The following is a 15,185-nucleotide window of genomic DNA, read 5'->3' as shown; positions in this document are numbered from 1 at the left end:
TAAGCACGTCAAGGAAAATTGGCATCCCATGGTTGATATTAAGTTAATGGGGGAGTTTTATGGCGCAAGCTAAAGAAAATAAATATATTATCTCGCGGAATGTTCTGCGGTGCCTGCAGAGTGGGATCATCAGCCGTAAACAAAAGGATTTGATCGACCGCGCCGTCAAAAAGACGGCTAAGGAATACGGCGAGACACTTGGACTTTTAGGCAGGGAGTGAGCCTGAGGAAAGGATTTAAATACAGGTGAGCGAGTTAACGGGTAAGCGGGTTGACGGGTTATTTGGGGGTGCAGTTTGATCGAGGTTCCGGCAGACATCGAAAAATATATCCCGGCTGCCGCCGGGGTCCTTGTTTTTTTGCTTCTGGCGCGGCTCCTGGCAGGGCGTAAGAGAGGAAACCCTTTGGCGGCCCTGGCGAAAAAGCTGGGGCTTTTGCTCCAGGAAGGCCATGACGATACCCTTGAGCATGAATTGAGGGTTTTTTCTTTCTCCGGCATGGGAAAGGTTTTCCCGCGGCTCTATTACGTCATGAGCTGCTCGTGGGACGGCGTGAGGATGAAGATATTCGATTATAACGGCAGCCGTTTTATTTTCGGCATGCCGCGTTTTCTTTTTCAGACGATGGGTTTCGGGGATGCGGCAGGCACGGCCCTGTCGCAATTTTTTATTTCGCCCAGGACATTCTACTGGCGCCTGGCGCCGTTGTTTTCAAAAGACGTCTTTGTGAGAGAGGGCATACCCGGGGAATTCCTGAAAAGGTATGTGATCGTTGTGAAAAAGGACACGCCCGTGCCGAAGTTCCGCCGGGAGCTTTTTGACAGGTTTCTTTCTTTGGGGAAGGCCTATTCTCTGGAGACGCGCGGCAGCTGCTTCGTTTTTTACCGCCGCGGCCTTGTCATTCCCCTGCGGCGCATGGAGATATTCTACAAGGATTTCCAGGGGGTCACCGGCGTTCTTCGCCAGGGTATTGGTTGAGCCGCCATGAATACGAACCGGCAGGTCCTTTTTGCGCAGGCCATGGCTAGGCCCTTTTTGGGGTGGGGCGAGCTTGCGGCATTGATGCGGGCGGACGCCACGGCCAGGAGCCTCGCCTTTTCAAACCTGGTGACGCTGGTCCTGGCCCTCGCCCAGCATTGGCCGCTCAAGACGATCATGTTCATCTATTGCGGCCAGAACGTCATCATCGGATTTTTCAACGTGATCCGCATCCTGGGGATCCGCAGGATGGACACCCCGCGCCAGCCCGATGCCGAGGTCCCGCGGGCCGTCACCTATTTTCTGGCCGGCTTTTTTACCTTTCACTACGGTTTTTTCAATTTCGGTTACTTTGAGTTCATCGGCAGGCCCGCTGTATCGGAGTGGGGGTGGATTTGGTTAAGCCTGGGGGCATTCTTTGTCCACCATCTTTTCTCTTTCCGGCAGCATTCACGCAAAAAGATCGATGGTGTGGGCATCGGCCGCCTGATGTTTTTCCCTTATCTGCGGATCGTCCCGATGCACCTGACTATTATCTTCGGCGGGTTTTTTATGCTCTTGTTCCATAACGGTCTCGCCGAAAAAGCCGTCCTGATTTTCTTTTTATTGTTGAAAACCAATGCCGACCTCAATATGCACAAGGTCGAGCACGCCGCAGAAGACCGGCCGCAGTCCGGGTCCGCCGACCCCTTACCGGAGAAATGACATATATGCGTAAAACTTTCGGGCAGGAGACGAGTGGCTTGAAGACGAAGGGGATCGCCCTGGCGGCCTGCCTGTTTTTTTTCTTCGGGGGCGCTGCCGGTGCCGCCTTTGACGTCGAGGTGACGGGTGTTGTCCTTGAGAAGAACGGCGAGCCCGTCGCCATCGTCAACGGCGAAATGGTCAAGGTCGGCGACAGGGTCGGTTCCGTCGAGGTCGTGGCCATTGACGGTGAATCGGTGACCGTGAGAGAGGATGGCAAGACCCGTGTCATGAAGATCGGCGAGGGCGCCCCCGATGTTAAAACCCCCGGGGCGGACGCCGCGGGGGCCCATGCGTCGGCAGACGCGGCAGGGGGCGTTTACGGGACCCAGGGCGCCATCGCTCCAGATGAGGTCGCATCATTGACGATGTCGCTGTTTTATGACGCCGGCGCCGTTGCCGGTTATATCGTATTCCGCGACATCAAAGGCGAAATGCGCGCCGTCAATTTCATCGAGCCGGCCTACATGGATATCCATAAATTGTCATATGTGGATCGGTCCGGGGCGCATTATGCCGGGCAGAGAGAGCGGCGTATTTCTATCGGCAGGATCGATACCTCTGATTTCAAATATTTCAGGACAAAGGACGGCGAAGTCCTCCTGGCGTATGTCCTTAAACCGTTTCATTACCAGCTTGGCACCGATAAAAGGGCCCTTGTTGTTTTTAATTGGGGCAAGTTGCGTGTCCAGTGCGAGATGGGTGATTTGACAAAGCAGTCCCGTTAGAGAATTTCGCTCTCTGGCGGGATAAAGAGGTGTCTCGTGAAAATATGGATTTATATAGCTGTTGGCTTGATGTTGTTGCGGCCTTCCGGTGTTGAGGCGGGCAGGGTGAGCGGCGATGTGGAGGTCGGCATAGGGACACGCAGCATCTTTGGAGCGGAGGATGTTCCGGTGCCGACGCTGTTGTCGCCCGTAGGGGAGACTGTGGATTTGACGGGTAAAGATACCCTGGAATTCAAGTGGAGCCCGTTCGAAGGCCGGATGTATAAAAGGCAGGGGTATGACTTCCGGCTGTATAAAGGACGCCAGACATACGCCGACAGTCAGATCTATAAAGAACAGGTGGGGCCGGGTGACTATCATGTGGTCCTGAAGGCGGACATGTTCGAGGACGGCCAGGTCTATACCTGGACCCTGCGCCAGCTTTATTTTGACAACAAGAGCGATGCGGCATACAATTCATTTAAGGTGGTGAAGAAGGGAGAAAAAGGAGAAAATTCTTCGTCAGGAGGGAGAAAATAGGGATGTTAACTTGACTCCTTGCCTAATCGCTTGTCAATTTTACTCGCGTACGCCAGAGGCGCTCGTAAAATTGATCTGCGCAGGCTGCGGAGTCATCCCGCCAGAGGCGGGATGAGGAGGGTCATATGTTAGCCAAGAAGTTTGCGTTGGGGTTCGGGATCGCGGTCATCTTTCCCATGATGATCCATTACGGCGTGGCGACGTTTGTGCCGGAACCGAAGTGGCAGGATTACCACCACATGGACGAAACGATGCAGATGAATCGTCAGAACATGACAGAGGCAGAGAGGCAGCAGGCCGCGGCCAAAAGGCAAAAACAGCAGGATGCCTGGAAGTATGACCAAAAGAGATTCCAGCGGGCGCTTTTTTCCGTCGCCGCTCCCCTTGGGATCGTGGCGATCATCATCGGTTCGCTGGTGACGATCCAGGCGATAGGCACCGGCTTGATGTTCGGCGGCATCTTCAGCGTCCTGGACGGTTATTGCAATTACTGGTCGGAATTGCCGGACGGCGCGCGCTTCGTGTCTCTCTTGATCGCGTTTGTCGTCTTGATCTATATCGGCTGGCGCAAGCTGGCGAAGTGAGATTGCGAGGAAAATCGCGATGAAGAAAATCCTTGTTCTTTCCGCCAGCCCTGTGAAGGACGGCAATACGACCACCCTCGTGAACTGGTTTGCCGAAGGGGCAAGGTCAGAAGGCGCAAGGGTGGATATCGTTGCCACCGCTTTCCTTAAATATAAAACCACAGGCTGTACGTCGTGCCGCAGGTGCCAGGCGATCAAGGAATATGCGTGCGTCGTCAAAGATGAGGCTTCGCCTGTGCTGGCGAAGATGGCCGAGGTGGATGTGATCGTCATGGCCTCGCCCCTGTATTTTTTCGGCGCCAGCGCCCAGCTCAAGCTCGTCATGGACCGGATGTTTTGTCTTTATAAGTGGGACAATGCAGCCGGGACCATGACGACACCTCTTAAAGGAAAAAGGCTCATCTTGATCGCCAGCGCCTATGAAGACGTGGGCCTGGATGCCTTGGAGAAGCCGTTCGTTCTGACGGCGGATTATTCAGGCATGAGCTTCGAATCCCTGCTTGTGCCCCATGCAGGAGAATCGGGCGACGTCAAAACACGGGCAGCTATCCGCGAGAGAGCTGTGGAGCTGGGCCGCCGGGCGGCGCAAGATGAGTGAAGTTTTTGTCGGACACCGGCTTTCGGCATTCCGCCCGGAAAACAGAAAAGCTGTTTTATCCGCTTTCGCGCAGCCGCCTTGGACGATCCAGAGCCTCTGGCGGGAAAACACGGGTGCATGAACTCGTGGATGCCCGCCGGCTGTCAGCCGGCGGGTTATCAAGGAACCACGGCTCGCCTCTCGGCGAAGCCGAGGGCTGTAAAGCCGCGGGGCTCCATGTTTTCCAGCCCCCACACCGAAATGATAAAAACGATCCGTTGGTTTTTGTTTTTTTGTTGTCTCGTTGCGCCGTTTTCTGCTGGGCCGGTTCCCTGCGGCGCCGGAGAAACGCAAGAGTTGGCGCCGGCTGTTGCCCGCAAGACAGGCAATCCTTCTGTTTCGCCTGTCCGCGTGCCGGAACCGACTTTACTTGAGCCGGCGGCCCGCGTCGTCGATATCAGCGACAAGCTTTTCGTTGCTTTTCGCTGGGAACCCAAGGGCAGTCCTTATCAGGTATGGTATTATATGTTCCGTCTCTACCGGGGACATGAAACGGCCGCGGTGAGGCAGATCTATGCGAAACAGGTGTCGGCGTTGACGCCGGCGGTCGCCATCTCCATCGATTATTTCAGGGATGGGGAGAGCTATACGTGGTCTGTCGTGCAGGTGGATGCGGGGCCGTTGTTCAGCGAACCGGCCTTCGCTACATTCAGGGTCGTCAAAAAATAAGATGCGTTCATCACAGGCAAAGCGAATGGGACAAAAGCGAAGATCCAGAGGCGTATCGTTGTCGGCGTGGCTCATGATCGTCATCAACGCATCCTCGCTTTTATCCGCGCTCGATACTAAGTATTATTCTGCGTGCTATGCTTCTTTTCCCGCCGTTCTTGTTTCTTTTCTTGCCGGTTATTCGTTTCTTTTCTCCGTCGTCGGCATCACGGCCGGCGCCGGGTTGCTGGCATTAAAAGAGGCTGCAAGAAAGGCCGCCATCTTCATCAACGCCGCCGATATTCTCGTGGGTCTGCCGGTGTTCATCCTGTCTTTCAGCAGCGTCCGTTCGCATATTTATGTCCTGACGGCCTCCCAGCTGGCGCAGGGGCCGCCTTCGCTTGACGCCGGGATGGTCGCGACGGCCGCCTTTGATTTTGTCGTTTTCATGAACCTGGCGGTTTTTGCCTTGAACGGCGCGTTCATTTTCTTTTTCACCCGTCGTAAGATCAAAGAACAGTTTGCGGCGGCGTCTTGATCGGCGGCCCAGAGGAGGCGTTATGAGGATTCTCGTCCTGATGATCGGCGTGCTGATGCTGTTTTCTTTTGTGCCGCCGGCGCCGGCGCTCAATGACGGCAGGATAGAGCTGCCGCCGCCGCAGACGGACGGCGGAATGCCTCTCATGCAGGCTTTAAAGGAAAGGCAGAGCAGGAGGGCGTTCAGCGACAGGGAGCTTTCTCTACAGACCCTCTCGGATCTTCTCTGGGCGGCGGCCGGCGTCAACCGTCCGGACACGGGCGGCCGCACAGCGCCTACCGCCATGAACAAGCAGGAGATCGATATTTACGTGGCTCTCAAGGATGGCCTGTTTTTGTATGACGCCAAAAACAACCTGCTTGTCTCTGTTCTCTCCCAGGATGTCAGGGCGATGACAGGCGAGCAGTCTTTTGTCAAGGATGCGCCGGTGGACCTTATCTTTGTCGCAGACCATCAGAAGATGGAGGGCATGACAGGCGAGCAGAAAGATTTTTACGGGGCGACGGATACGGGGTTTATCAGTGAGAACGTGTATCTTTTTTGCGCGTCAGCCGGTCTCGCCACGGTCGTGCGCGGCTGGTTCAACAAACTGACGTTGACCAAGACGATGAAATTGCGTCCTTCACAGACGATTGTCTTAGCGCAGACCGTTGGGTATCCGCGCAACGAATGAAGCGTCCGCCGATGAGTAAGACAAAAAGGATGCGTTGAGGCCGGCTGTGCATTGGACGGCGTCGGCGGACAGGTCGAGAACAGCAGGATCCGCGGGCGTTGCCATAAAAAGGGAGCCTTCAAATGAAAAAAGCCGTCCTGGCAGTGTTTCTTGTATTTTTTGCGTATCTGCCGGCGCAGAGTTTTTCGCAAGGGGTCGATCCACTGGCGAAACTGGAAGCATTGAAAAGCCGCCTCGAGGCGGTGGCCGGGATGCTCGGCGAAGAAACACGGACGGCGTCGGACAGGCTCTCCGAAGGCGATGTCCGCGAAGATGAGGTGCGCAGCGTCCTTTCGGACCTTTGCGGGGCCTTGGCTTACAGCGTGGATTGCACTTACGTCAATGAAAATGGCGTGATGACCTATGTTGAGCCTGAGGCCTACCGTATTTATGAAGGCAAGGATATCAGCAGCCAGCCCCAGTTTGTCAAGGCCAACGCATCGGGCCGCGCTGTTTTTAGCGGGGTCTTTCGCGCCGTGGAAGGTTTCGATGCCCTGGATTATGAATATCCTCTCGAAGACGGGTCCGGCCGCAAGAAGGGCACCTTGAGCGTCCTGATGAAGCCGGCGGATTTCATAAAGCTGGCCCTGGGGCCGGAGATGGACGGCCTGCCGTATGAAGCGATGGTCCTGCAGACGGACGGGCTGATTCTTTTTTCGGACGAATCGGAGATCGGCCGCAACGTGTTCACAGACCCGATGTATCGGGATTTCCCGTCGCTCCTGGAGCTTTGCCGCCGTGTCGTCAAGGACGCAACGGGCGAGGGCACCTATACGTTTGTCGGCAGGCGGTCGCAGGAGCCCGTGGAGAAAAAGGCTTACTGGACGACGGTTGATGTCGGCGGGAATGTGTGGCGGTTGCTCTTGATCGTTGAAGACTAGCTGGTTAAGATGGGGGAGAGACGCTTGAGAGAAAACAGAAAGAAGGCCTCCGCGATATTGAAGGTGCGCGCAGCGGTGATTGTCCTGTTTTTGACGGCGGGCGTCATGGCGGCGGCCGCCCCGCAGGAAATCCTTGAGAAACCGGCGATCTATCTTTATCCGGGCATCGAATCGGACGTGCAGGTGACCCTGGAAGTGAAAGGCGCGATTTTCCGTTCCGAGCCGGCTTATGACAACGGCTGGTTTGTCCATGTTACGCGCAAAGGCACCATCAATAACGAGCGCGACTATCTTTATTATGAAGCGGTGCTGGAGAAACCTCTCGTGTTTTTGCCGGGCAGCTGGGTCGTCAAGAGAGAAGACCTTCAGGGGTGGCTTGACGATCACCTGGCGGACCTGGGCCTCAATGTCCTGGAGATCCAGGATTTCAAGGAGTATTGGCTTAACAGGCTGACGCAGGGCGCCTATTACGAGATCGCCCTGGTTTCCCCGGATTTTCTTAATGAGAACGCCAAAATGGTGATCACGCCGATCCCGGATACCGTCATCCGGCGTATCTTGTATTTTATTCCGTTGAAAGAAGCCAAAAGGTACGCGCCGCCAGAGATCCAGACACCCCGCCGCAAGGGGTTTGCTGTCGTGGAATGGGGCGGGGTCCTGGCGGAGGAGAATGCCGAAAGGGTGAGGTAGGGCAACAATTATAAATGAACAATGAAAAATGAAAAATTTAATCGGAGTGCAGAAATCCCCGGTCCTGGCCTTGCCCTCGGCCTGCCCTTCGGGCAAGGCCAGGGGCAGGCCGAAACAGGGGCTGCCCGCCATCAAAGATCGGCGGGTCCGCCTAAGTTGTGGTGGCGGAAATGCACAACGATTATCCCGCCGGGAGTTTGCGTAGCAAACTGGCGGGATCATCTAGGAAAGAAACCCCGGGCCTGTCCTCGCTCGGGCGAGGGCGAAGCCCGGGGAGATTCATGAGGACACAAAGGAAGGCAGGGTATCGTTTCCGCGCGGGTCTTTGTTTTTTTTATTTGTTCATTTTTAATTTTTCATTGTTAATTGTTTCTTTTTCCGCGCAGGGAAATCCCCTCCGGGAAAAAGAAACAAAGGAGCCGGAGTTCATCGTGAAGAACGGCTATCATTTCGGCGTATGCGTGGGGTATTCCGATGCCGAACTTGTCATCGAGGGGCGGAAGGCCGCTTTCAAGAAGTCCAGCCAGCCGCCCGATTCCCGCTATCCGCCCGTCGAGGTCACGCGTTATTTATCGCCTTCCGAGTATAACATCCTCAAAAACCTCATCGAGGCGACGGAATTTGTGTCCGCGCAGGACAGATATGGATGCCCGGATTGCTATGATCAGGGTGCCGAATGGCTGGAGGTCACGACGCCCCGGTTGGAGAAGCGTATCGAGATGGAATATAATGCCCTGCCGCCTTCGATAGAGAGCCTTCTGATTTTTATGCGCAAGGTGCGCGCCAGGCTTGATGAAAACAGGCGTTAGCCGACGGTTGTGCTCCGGAGCCCGTGGTTGCAAAATGTGGATAAATGTCTTGATGTACTCTTTAGACATTGGTAAAGTGAAGCTCTATCGGTACGTCTGTCTGCGTGTCTGGCCTCGGCCTGCTCTTCGGGCAAGGCCAGGTGCAAGGCCAGGGCCGAGACAAGCGAGCAGGCCGGCGGTTTCTTTTCTGACGGTGTGCAGCGAAACCCTGCACCGCCATGAACCGATTGTGAAATATTTTCATGGAGCGTTCAGCCGGGTTCGGGGCTGGCGCAGGGCAAGAAAAACAAACATCCTCCTGTGCCCATGAACATTTCTTTGCCGTTAATCCTGGTTGCGGGCATCATCATTTTTCTTGGGCTTGTCTTCGGGGAGCTTGCGGTTCGCCTGAGGCTTCCCAAGATCACCGGCTATATCTTCGCCGGCATTCTCCTCAATCCCGGTTTTACGAATATCGTCCCCCAGAGCTTTGTCCGGCATGCCGAGATCATCACAGATGTAGCGCTGAGTTTCATCACGTTTTCCATCGGCGGCACGCTCTTCTATCCTCGTGTCAAAAGCCTCGGCAGGAGCATTCTTTTCATTACGCTTTTTGAGGCGGAGTGCGCTTTTTTTGTGGTCATCGCGGGGATGGCCGCCGTGGCGCCGTTCTTTTTGCCGTCGGCGCCGGGCCACAGCAGTTTTTGGGTCTACCTGCCGTTTGCCTTGCTGATGGGGGCGCTGGCTTCGCCGACGGACCCTTCGGCGACCCTCGCCGTCACCCATGAATATAAGGCTTCCGGAGAGGTGACGTCCACCATCATGGGCGTCGCCGCCCTCGATGACGTGACGGGGATCATGAATTACAGCATCGCGATGGTCGTAGCGCAGGCCATGGTTTTGCATGAGCATGTCAGCGCCCTCGCGACGTTTTTCGGTCCCGTGGGGGTTATTTTTGGTGCCGTCGGGCTTGGGATCTTGTTCGGCGTCATTTTTCTCTTCGTGATGCGACTTATTTATCGCGAAGGCGAGGGATTCATGATCGTCGCCGTCTTTGCCCTGACCATCCTTTGTTACGGTATGGCGCGTTTCCTTCATGTGGAAGAACTCCTGTCTACGATGACCATGGGGATGGTGGTCGTCAACTTCAGTCCTGTCAGGGAAGAGATCTTTTCTGTCCTGGAACGCTATACCGAAGAGCTGGTCTTCGTTATATTTTTTACCCTCAGCGGCATGTACTTGAATTTTTCGGTCCTCGGCGCGAGCCTCGTTTTGGTCCTTTTTTTCATTGTTTTCCGTTTTGCCGGAAAAGCAATGGGGGTCTATGCGGGCGCGCGCCTGGCGCGTTCGTCGGACAAGGTGCGCAAATACACCGCCGGCGGCCTCATCCCGCAAGGCGGCATCGTGATCGGCCTGGCGCTTCTCGTCAAGGCCAATACAGCCTTCAGTCACATATCCGATATGATTGTCAGCATCATCATCGGGGCCTGCGTGATCCACGAGCTGGTGGGGCCCATCCTGGCCCGTTTTTCGCTTTCCAGGGCGCAGGAGTTGCATAAGGACGCATGACGCACAAACAGGCAGGAGGTTGATGATGACGGAGACGATGTTTTCTTTTTTCTGGATGATCTTTCTTGTCCTGGGCGTGGCCCTCGGGATCGCCTGGCTTTTTCTGCCATGGTTCCTTATGTCCAAGATGGACAGGATGATCGAGCTATTGGAAAAGATGGCCCAGGAGAAACGTTAAGGCGTTAATCCCGCGGCCAGCCGATAAGATCATTTGGGGGATTGTTCCCAAGAAAAAAGGAGCTCTGGACTATAAAGTCCAGCGGGGGATTCTACTGGAGGCTGGGGACGGGGATCGAGATGAAGACGCTTGTTGTTTACTATTCGTTTGACGGCAATACGCGCCTGATCGCTCAAGCCATCGCTGAAACAGCGGGGGCGGATGTTCTGGAGCTGCGGACGCAGGACCAGCCGCAGAGCAAGGGGTTCTCCAAGTATTTCTGGGGAGGCCGTCAGGTATTCATGAAGGTCCGGCCGGCCTTGCTGCCCCTGGACAAGGACCCGGCCGTTTACGACCTTTTGTTCATAGGTACGCCGGTCTGGGCTTTTGCGCCTGCGCCGGCCATGAGTTCTTTTTTGGAAAAGACGGCGATCCGCGGCAAGAGGGTCGCCGTCTTTTGCTGTTCGGGAGGCGGGCCGGGCAGGACGCTGGGGCGTATGGCAGAAATTCTCGCGGCGGACAACGTGATTGCCGGCCGTATGCATTTCGTCGAACCCCGGCGTTCGCCGCAGGTATCGGCGGATAAAGCCCGTCAATGGGCGAAAGAGGTTTTGGTTTTATAGGTTGTCAAGCCGTGAGGCTCTACGAACGGCCTGGAAAGAAATTCCCGTCTTGGGAGGAAAATGGTCTCGAGACGGCTTGCAAGAAAAGGAGAGGATATGCGCAAGGCCCTTGTGTTTTTGTCGTGCTTGTTTTTGTGCGGCTGTCTGCAATCGAAAGAGCACCTTTCGTTCGCAAAGGACGGATCCGGGACCCTGGAGGTCCATCTGATGGTTCCGGAAGGAACGCTGGAGATGATCGATGCGACGATGGGGGCCATGGCCAAGGGCATGACGCAGGCCGTAGGAGGCAATCAAAAAGAGATGCCGCCGTCGCTTGCCGAAGAAATGTTTTCCAGCCAGGATGAAATGTTCAAGAAGGCCAAAGAAGCCGGTTTGAACATCCGTTTCCAGTCTTACGCCAAGGAGATCAGGGACAAGGATCTCTATGTAGATTATATGATCGCCTTCGATGACATCAATAAGCTGCTCCAGAGCGGTCTTGTGATGACGCATCTTGTGTTGGCCAAAGACGACCAGGGGCGGATGGTGGCATTTTTGAAGAAAGACAAACAAAAGGCCGAAGAGTCCAAGGGGCAGGTAACGGCAGGGGCGCAGCCGCAGCAAGGAGAGCAGGCCGAGACGCCGCAGCAGAAAGAGATGAGGGAAAAATTCATGAAGGCCCTGAGCCGGTTCGAGGTGGAATTCCGCCTGACGATGCCGACGCCCATCGAGGATGTTTCCGGCATGTTTGTCAAAGATGATGCGAATACTGTTTCCTTGTCTTTAAAGGGAGACCTCTTCAAGGACAAGACATTGATCGATAAGTTCTACGGCGACGGGGACGAAAAGACGCAGGCAGTGGCCTCGAGCGAAGGGATCGCCTTCGTCCTGCCGGCGCTTGCGGAGGCCATGGGCGAGGCGCCTGCGGCAGGGACTTCTTCCGCCGCTGCCGCACAGGATGACGGTAAGAATCTTTCTCTTGATCAAATCCTGGAGAAAACCGGACAGCCGGCCCCGGAAAGCAAGGGCCGGATAAAACAGCTGCCTGCGGGAACACAGGTAAAGATCACCATGAAAGACGGAGAGGTCATTGAGGGCAAGCTGGTGGAGCAGACCAAGGAGTGCGTGAGAGTGGACAGCGTCGGGCTTCCGATGACGTATTTTACGGAATTGATCTGGACGATGGACGAGACGGGGGGCGGCGATGCCAAGAACCGGTGACACCGCATGGATGCGCCTGGCGATCGCCAAGGCTGAAGAAGGTGTGCGGCATGGGCAGACGCCGTTTGGCGCCTGCATCGTCCGAAGGGGCCGCGTGGTCGCCGTGAGCCATAATCGGGTATGGAAAAACACGGACATTACGGCCCACGCCGAGATCTGCGCCATCCGGCAGGCCTGTCAAAAGCTGAAGACCATCGATCTCTCAGGCTGTATTTTGTATTCAACCTGTGAACCGTGCCCCATGTGTTTTTCCGCCTGCCATTGGGCGAATATTTCGCGGATCGTCTATGGCGCACATATCGCCGACGCCAAAAGGTTCGGTTTCCACGAATTGACGGTGTCCAATGCCGCCATGAAGACCATGGGCGGCTCCCGTGTCCGGATCCGCAAAGATTTTCTGCGTCAGGCCTGTCTTGGGCTTTTTTCTCTCTGGGCGGATCGGCCCGGCCACAAAACTTATTGAAGATGTTATTCTTTTTGCGCACTTTCCTGTTGTTCTGTCTCGTGGTTTTCCTCGGCGGTCCTGCTTGCGCTGAGGAAAAGACCGCCGGCAATCACGAGGGTTCCCTTGTTGTCGACGGCAGGACGCGGACGTATCTCTTGCATGTGCCGGCGGCCTATGACGGTTCGCATCCATGGGCGCTGGTCGTCGTCCTCCATGGCGGCGGAGGCAATGCCAAGAATGCCCAGCGCATGACGGGTTTTTCGGGCGAGGCGGACAAAAAAGGCTTTCTCGTTGTTTATCCCAACGGGACCGGACGGCTTCCGGACCGTTTCCTCACCTGGAACGCAGGGAATTGCTGTGGTTATGCCCTGGAGCACAACGTCGACGATGCGGCTTTCATCCGCGCCCTGATCGGCAAGCTCCGCAAGGAATATAATATCGACGCCAGGGCGGTATACGTGACCGGTATCTCCAACGGGGGCATGCTGGCGTATAAGCTGGGTTGCGAGCTTTCCGATCTGGTTGCCGCCATTGCGCCGGTCGCCGGCGCCATGAACGTCGACGTGTGCATGCCGATGGAACCTGTTTCCGTCATCGCTTTTCACGGAACGGAAGACAGGCATGTCCTGTACGAAGGGGGCTGGCCGCTTGTTTATTACGACCGCCATGAACGCAAGGATAATTCCGTGGTCCATGCCATGGATTATTGGGTGGAGAGGGACGCCTGCGACACCCGGCCCCAGGAGATGGAAAAGGGACTGGTGAAGATCAAAAGCTGGTCTTTCTGTCTGCAAGGGACATCGGTCTCTTTGTATTCCATCATTGGCGGCGGGCACGCCTGGCCCGGGGGGACGGCAGAACGGATGTGGGGCGATCCTCCGGAGATCGGGGGAATATCCGCAACAGAGATTATCTGGGATTTTTTTGACCGTCACCCGAAAGAGAAAAGAAAATAGAGACACGGTGCCGCAGCTCCTTGGATGAGGGAGGCGGTGTTGATTGTTGCGGCAGCTTCCAGGATAAGTCTTAAAGGCATGCCTCGCAGGATGGGGCGTGCTTTTTTTTGGTCTTATATGGCCTCGACCAGAAAATCCCTTGTCAGCCATCAGCAGGGGTGGTAAAATTCATCTTTTGGAAGCAAGGGGAGAGGTCTAAAAGAGTCCCATTTGACCTTAGGGTAAGTATCCTGATGGTTGATGGGCTGGAGTTCGTGAGGGATGAAACTCCTTGTTTTTGAATGACAAAGGGAGGTCTGACAGGATGAAAAAGATTCTTTACGTGGTATTAGATGGTTTGGGAGACACGCCGATCAAGGAACTTGGGGACAAGACCCCCTTGGAGGCGGCCCTGACGCCGCATATGGACAAACTCGCTCAGAAAGGCAAAAGCGGCGTCGTCCATACGGTGGCCAAAGGGGTGGCTCCGGAATCGGATATCGCGGTCATCAGCCTTTTGGGGTATGATGCCCATGAGTTCTATACGGGCAGGGGGCCTTTGGAGTCTTTTGCCGAAGGCCTGAAGGTGGCTGACGGTAATGTCGCCTTCCGCGTCAACTTTGCGACCGTACAGGATGACGGCCGCACTATCAAGGACCGCAGGGTCGGCCGGAATCTCACGACCGAAGAAGCCACGGTTTTGGCCAGGGAGATCAACAGCAAGGTCACCCTCACCAACGCCACGTTTGAATTCAAGAACACCATCGGCCACCGCGGCATCCTCGTCATCCGGTCGATGCACTCCCAGCTTTCCGCATGGATCACCAATACAGACCCCGCTTATGACCGCGAGGGCGTCTTTGGTCTCGCCAAGGAAACCTTTGAGCCTTATGTGGCGGAATCTCAGCCCATGCCGGGATACGAAAAGTCGCCGCAGGCGATCGAAGCAGCTGCACTATTGAACGAATTCACACAGAAATCGCACAAGGTCCTGCAGGAAGCGGCCATCAACAAGAAGCGCATTGCCGACGGCAAAGTGCCGGCCAATGCCATCCTTTCGCGCGACGCCGGCGACCATCTGCCGAAGTTTCCGCCGATGGCCGATTACTATCACTTGAAATTCGGGTCGTTCGTGGAGATGCCCGTGGAGAAGGGCATCGCGCTTTTGACGGGTTTGAGCATTGTGGATGTCCCTTCCCGCACCGGCCACGTCGACGTGGATTATTCCGTCTGGGCGAAGATCGCCCTCCAGAAGATCGCGGATTTCGACGGCCTCTATATCCACATCAAGGGCCCGGATGAGCCCGGCCACGACGGGGATTTTAAGGCCAAGAAGGCCTCCATCGAGGCGATTGACAAGCACTTCTTCGGCAATCTTCTGCCTCACCTCAATATGAAAGAAACCATCGTCGTCGTCACCGCGGACCATTCGACACCCTGCAAGCTTAAAGCGCACTCGCCGGACCCTGTTCCGCTCATCGTTACGGGCGGCGACATCAAATCCGACGGCACGGTGAGTTTCTCGGAGAAGGCGGCTGCTCACGGGTCGTTGGGAGAGCTTCTCGGCAAAGACCTCATGGGATTGTTCATCAAGCTGGCGAAGGAATAATCAAGGGATAATATAGTTAAATCCCAAATCCCAATTTCCAAATCCCAAACAAATTCCAATAACCAAAATTTCCAAACAAAAAGTTTGGCCATTGGCCGGTTGGAATTTGAATATTGTCTGGAGTTTGGTATTTGGTGTTTGGGATTTTTTCTGAGATTTAATTCCCCGGCCATGAAGGACGGTTGCCTCTGGGAGGGAGCC

Annotated in this window: 20 protein-coding genes; all 20 read left to right on the top strand. The window is 55.5% G+C overall.

The annotated features are described in order from the left end of the window. The first annotated feature begins 59 nt into the window (after positions 1 to 59). The 20 genes from BU251_RS09450 to apgM all read left to right on the top strand — a co-directional run bounded on the left by BU251_RS09450 (position 60) and on the right by apgM (position 14,984). Positions 60 to 221, top strand: coding sequence for a hypothetical protein (locus tag BU251_RS09450; protein ID WP_164908908.1), 162 nt, complete (start codon positions 60 to 62; stop codon positions 219 to 221). 75 nt (positions 222 to 296) lie between these two features. Next, positions 297 to 977 (top strand): hypothetical protein, encoded by a 681-nt coding sequence (locus BU251_RS06845; protein WP_128700307.1) that lies wholly within the window; start codon positions 297 to 299, stop codon positions 975 to 977. Between the two features lie 6 nt (positions 978 to 983). Further along, on the top strand, positions 984 to 1,682 hold the full coding sequence (locus BU251_RS06840; RefSeq protein ID WP_128700306.1) for a DUF6498-containing protein: 699 nt from the start codon (positions 984 to 986) through the stop codon (positions 1,680 to 1,682). 5 nt (positions 1,683 to 1,687) lie between these two features. Further along, on the top strand, positions 1,688 to 2,449 hold the full coding sequence (locus BU251_RS06835; protein ID WP_128700305.1) for a hypothetical protein: 762 nt from the start codon (positions 1,688 to 1,690) through the stop codon (positions 2,447 to 2,449). 36 nt (positions 2,450 to 2,485) lie between these two features. Continuing rightward, the gene (locus BU251_RS06830; protein ID WP_128700304.1) at positions 2,486 to 2,968 is read left to right on the top strand and encodes a hypothetical protein; all 483 of its coding nucleotides are present in this window, start codon (positions 2,486 to 2,488) and stop codon (positions 2,966 to 2,968) included. 125 nt (positions 2,969 to 3,093) lie between these two features. Then, positions 3,094 to 3,552, top strand: a complete 459-nt coding sequence (locus BU251_RS06825) for a hypothetical protein (protein ID WP_128700303.1) — start codon at positions 3,094 to 3,096, stop codon at positions 3,550 to 3,552. Positions 3,553 to 3,571: 19 nt separating this feature from the next. Then, positions 3,572 to 4,150 (top strand): flavodoxin family protein, encoded by a 579-nt coding sequence (locus tag BU251_RS06820; RefSeq protein ID WP_128700302.1) that lies wholly within the window; start codon positions 3,572 to 3,574, stop codon positions 4,148 to 4,150. A 216-nt stretch (positions 4,151 to 4,366) separates the two neighbouring features. Then, complete coding sequence (locus tag BU251_RS06815) at positions 4,367 to 4,858, top strand: hypothetical protein (protein WP_128700301.1); 492 nt, start codon at positions 4,367 to 4,369, stop codon at positions 4,856 to 4,858. 25 nt (positions 4,859 to 4,883) lie between these two features. After that, entirely contained in the window at positions 4,884 to 5,375 is a 492-nt protein-coding gene (locus BU251_RS06810) for a hypothetical protein (RefSeq protein WP_128700300.1), read from the top strand. A 22-nt stretch (positions 5,376 to 5,397) separates the two neighbouring features. Next, positions 5,398 to 6,048: a SagB/ThcOx family dehydrogenase gene (locus BU251_RS06805; protein WP_128700299.1), complete on the top strand. Its 651-nt coding sequence runs from the start codon at positions 5,398 to 5,400 to the stop codon at positions 6,046 to 6,048. Between the two features lie 122 nt (positions 6,049 to 6,170). Next, a complete protein-coding gene (locus tag BU251_RS06800; RefSeq protein WP_128700298.1) occupies positions 6,171 to 6,968 on the top strand; it encodes a cache domain-containing protein in 798 nt (265 codons plus the stop codon). A 9-nt stretch (positions 6,969 to 6,977) separates the two neighbouring features. Next, entirely contained in the window at positions 6,978 to 7,658 is a 681-nt protein-coding gene (locus tag BU251_RS06795) for a hypothetical protein (protein ID WP_164908907.1), read from the top strand. A gap of 281 nt (positions 7,659 to 7,939) precedes the next feature. Beyond that, positions 7,940 to 8,467: a hypothetical protein gene (locus tag BU251_RS06790; protein WP_128700296.1), complete on the top strand. Its 528-nt coding sequence runs from the start codon at positions 7,940 to 7,942 to the stop codon at positions 8,465 to 8,467. A gap of 306 nt (positions 8,468 to 8,773) precedes the next feature. Further along, positions 8,774 to 10,015, top strand: a complete 1,242-nt coding sequence (locus BU251_RS06785; RefSeq protein ID WP_128700980.1) for a cation:proton antiporter — start codon at positions 8,774 to 8,776, stop codon at positions 10,013 to 10,015. A gap of 22 nt (positions 10,016 to 10,037) precedes the next feature. Continuing rightward, the gene (locus BU251_RS09445) at positions 10,038 to 10,193 is read left to right on the top strand and encodes a hypothetical protein (protein WP_164908906.1); all 156 of its coding nucleotides are present in this window, start codon (positions 10,038 to 10,040) and stop codon (positions 10,191 to 10,193) included. A 119-nt stretch (positions 10,194 to 10,312) separates the two neighbouring features. Further along, the gene (locus BU251_RS06780; protein WP_128700295.1) at positions 10,313 to 10,795 is read left to right on the top strand and encodes a flavodoxin family protein; all 483 of its coding nucleotides are present in this window, start codon (positions 10,313 to 10,315) and stop codon (positions 10,793 to 10,795) included. Between the two features lie 96 nt (positions 10,796 to 10,891). Next, a complete protein-coding gene (locus BU251_RS06775; RefSeq protein ID WP_128700294.1) occupies positions 10,892 to 11,995 on the top strand; it encodes a hypothetical protein in 1,104 nt (367 codons plus the stop codon). Next, entirely contained in the window at positions 11,979 to 12,458 is a 480-nt protein-coding gene (locus tag BU251_RS06770; protein ID WP_228767791.1) for a nucleoside deaminase, read from the top strand. Before BU251_RS06775 ends, BU251_RS06770 begins: the two co-directional genes overlap by 17 nt. Positions 12,459 to 12,472: 14 nt before the next feature. Next, positions 12,473 to 13,396: an extracellular catalytic domain type 1 short-chain-length polyhydroxyalkanoate depolymerase gene (locus tag BU251_RS06765; protein ID WP_228767790.1), complete on the top strand. Its 924-nt coding sequence runs from the start codon at positions 12,473 to 12,475 to the stop codon at positions 13,394 to 13,396. 304 nt (positions 13,397 to 13,700) lie between these two features. After that, positions 13,701 to 14,984: a BPG-independent phosphoglycerate mutase family protein gene (gene apgM, locus BU251_RS06760; RefSeq protein ID WP_128700292.1), complete on the top strand. Its 1,284-nt coding sequence runs from the start codon at positions 13,701 to 13,703 to the stop codon at positions 14,982 to 14,984. Positions 14,985 to 15,185: the final 201 nt, after the last annotated feature.

The sequence above is a fragment of the Candidatus Velamenicoccus archaeovorus genome (assembly GCF_004102945.1).
Taxonomy (GTDB): Bacteria; Omnitrophota; Gorgyraeia; order Velamenicoccales; family Velamenicoccaceae; genus Velamenicoccus; species Velamenicoccus archaeovorus.
The sequence above is the reverse complement of the archived record's forward strand: the minus strand, read 5'-3'. Positions and strand labels throughout refer to the sequence as shown.

Coding starts and splice junctions, on each gene's coding strand:
- BU251_RS09450 (WP_164908908.1), top strand. CDS start 60: ATGGCGCAAGCTAAAGAAAATAAATATATTATCTCGCGGAATGTTCTG.
- BU251_RS06780 (WP_128700295.1), top strand. CDS start 10,313: ATGAAGACGCTTGTTGTTTACTATTCGTTTGACGGCAATACGCGCCTG.
- BU251_RS06825 (WP_128700303.1), top strand. CDS start 3,094: ATGTTAGCCAAGAAGTTTGCGTTGGGGTTCGGGATCGCGGTCATCTTT.
- BU251_RS06805 (WP_128700299.1), top strand. CDS start 5,398: ATGAGGATTCTCGTCCTGATGATCGGCGTGCTGATGCTGTTTTCTTTT.
- BU251_RS06770 (WP_228767791.1), top strand. CDS start 11,979: ATGCCAAGAACCGGTGACACCGCATGGATGCGCCTGGCGATCGCCAAG.
- BU251_RS06810 (WP_128700300.1), top strand. CDS start 4,884: ATGGGACAAAAGCGAAGATCCAGAGGCGTATCGTTGTCGGCGTGGCTC.
- BU251_RS06815 (WP_128700301.1), top strand. CDS start 4,367: ATGTTTTCCAGCCCCCACACCGAAATGATAAAAACGATCCGTTGGTTT.
- BU251_RS06820 (WP_128700302.1), top strand. CDS start 3,572: ATGAAGAAAATCCTTGTTCTTTCCGCCAGCCCTGTGAAGGACGGCAAT.
- BU251_RS06835 (WP_128700305.1), top strand. CDS start 1,688: ATGCGTAAAACTTTCGGGCAGGAGACGAGTGGCTTGAAGACGAAGGGG.
- BU251_RS06790 (WP_128700296.1), top strand. CDS start 7,940: ATGAGGACACAAAGGAAGGCAGGGTATCGTTTCCGCGCGGGTCTTTGT.
- BU251_RS06840 (WP_128700306.1), top strand. CDS start 984: ATGAATACGAACCGGCAGGTCCTTTTTGCGCAGGCCATGGCTAGGCCC.
- BU251_RS06785 (WP_128700980.1), top strand. CDS start 8,774: ATGAACATTTCTTTGCCGTTAATCCTGGTTGCGGGCATCATCATTTTT.
- apgM (WP_128700292.1), top strand. CDS start 13,701: ATGAAAAAGATTCTTTACGTGGTATTAGATGGTTTGGGAGACACGCCG.
- BU251_RS06795 (WP_164908907.1), top strand. CDS start 6,978: ATGGGGGAGAGACGCTTGAGAGAAAACAGAAAGAAGGCCTCCGCGATA.
- BU251_RS06800 (WP_128700298.1), top strand. CDS start 6,171: ATGAAAAAAGCCGTCCTGGCAGTGTTTCTTGTATTTTTTGCGTATCTG.
- BU251_RS09445 (WP_164908906.1), top strand. CDS start 10,038: ATGATGACGGAGACGATGTTTTCTTTTTTCTGGATGATCTTTCTTGTC.
- BU251_RS06775 (WP_128700294.1), top strand. CDS start 10,892: ATGCGCAAGGCCCTTGTGTTTTTGTCGTGCTTGTTTTTGTGCGGCTGT.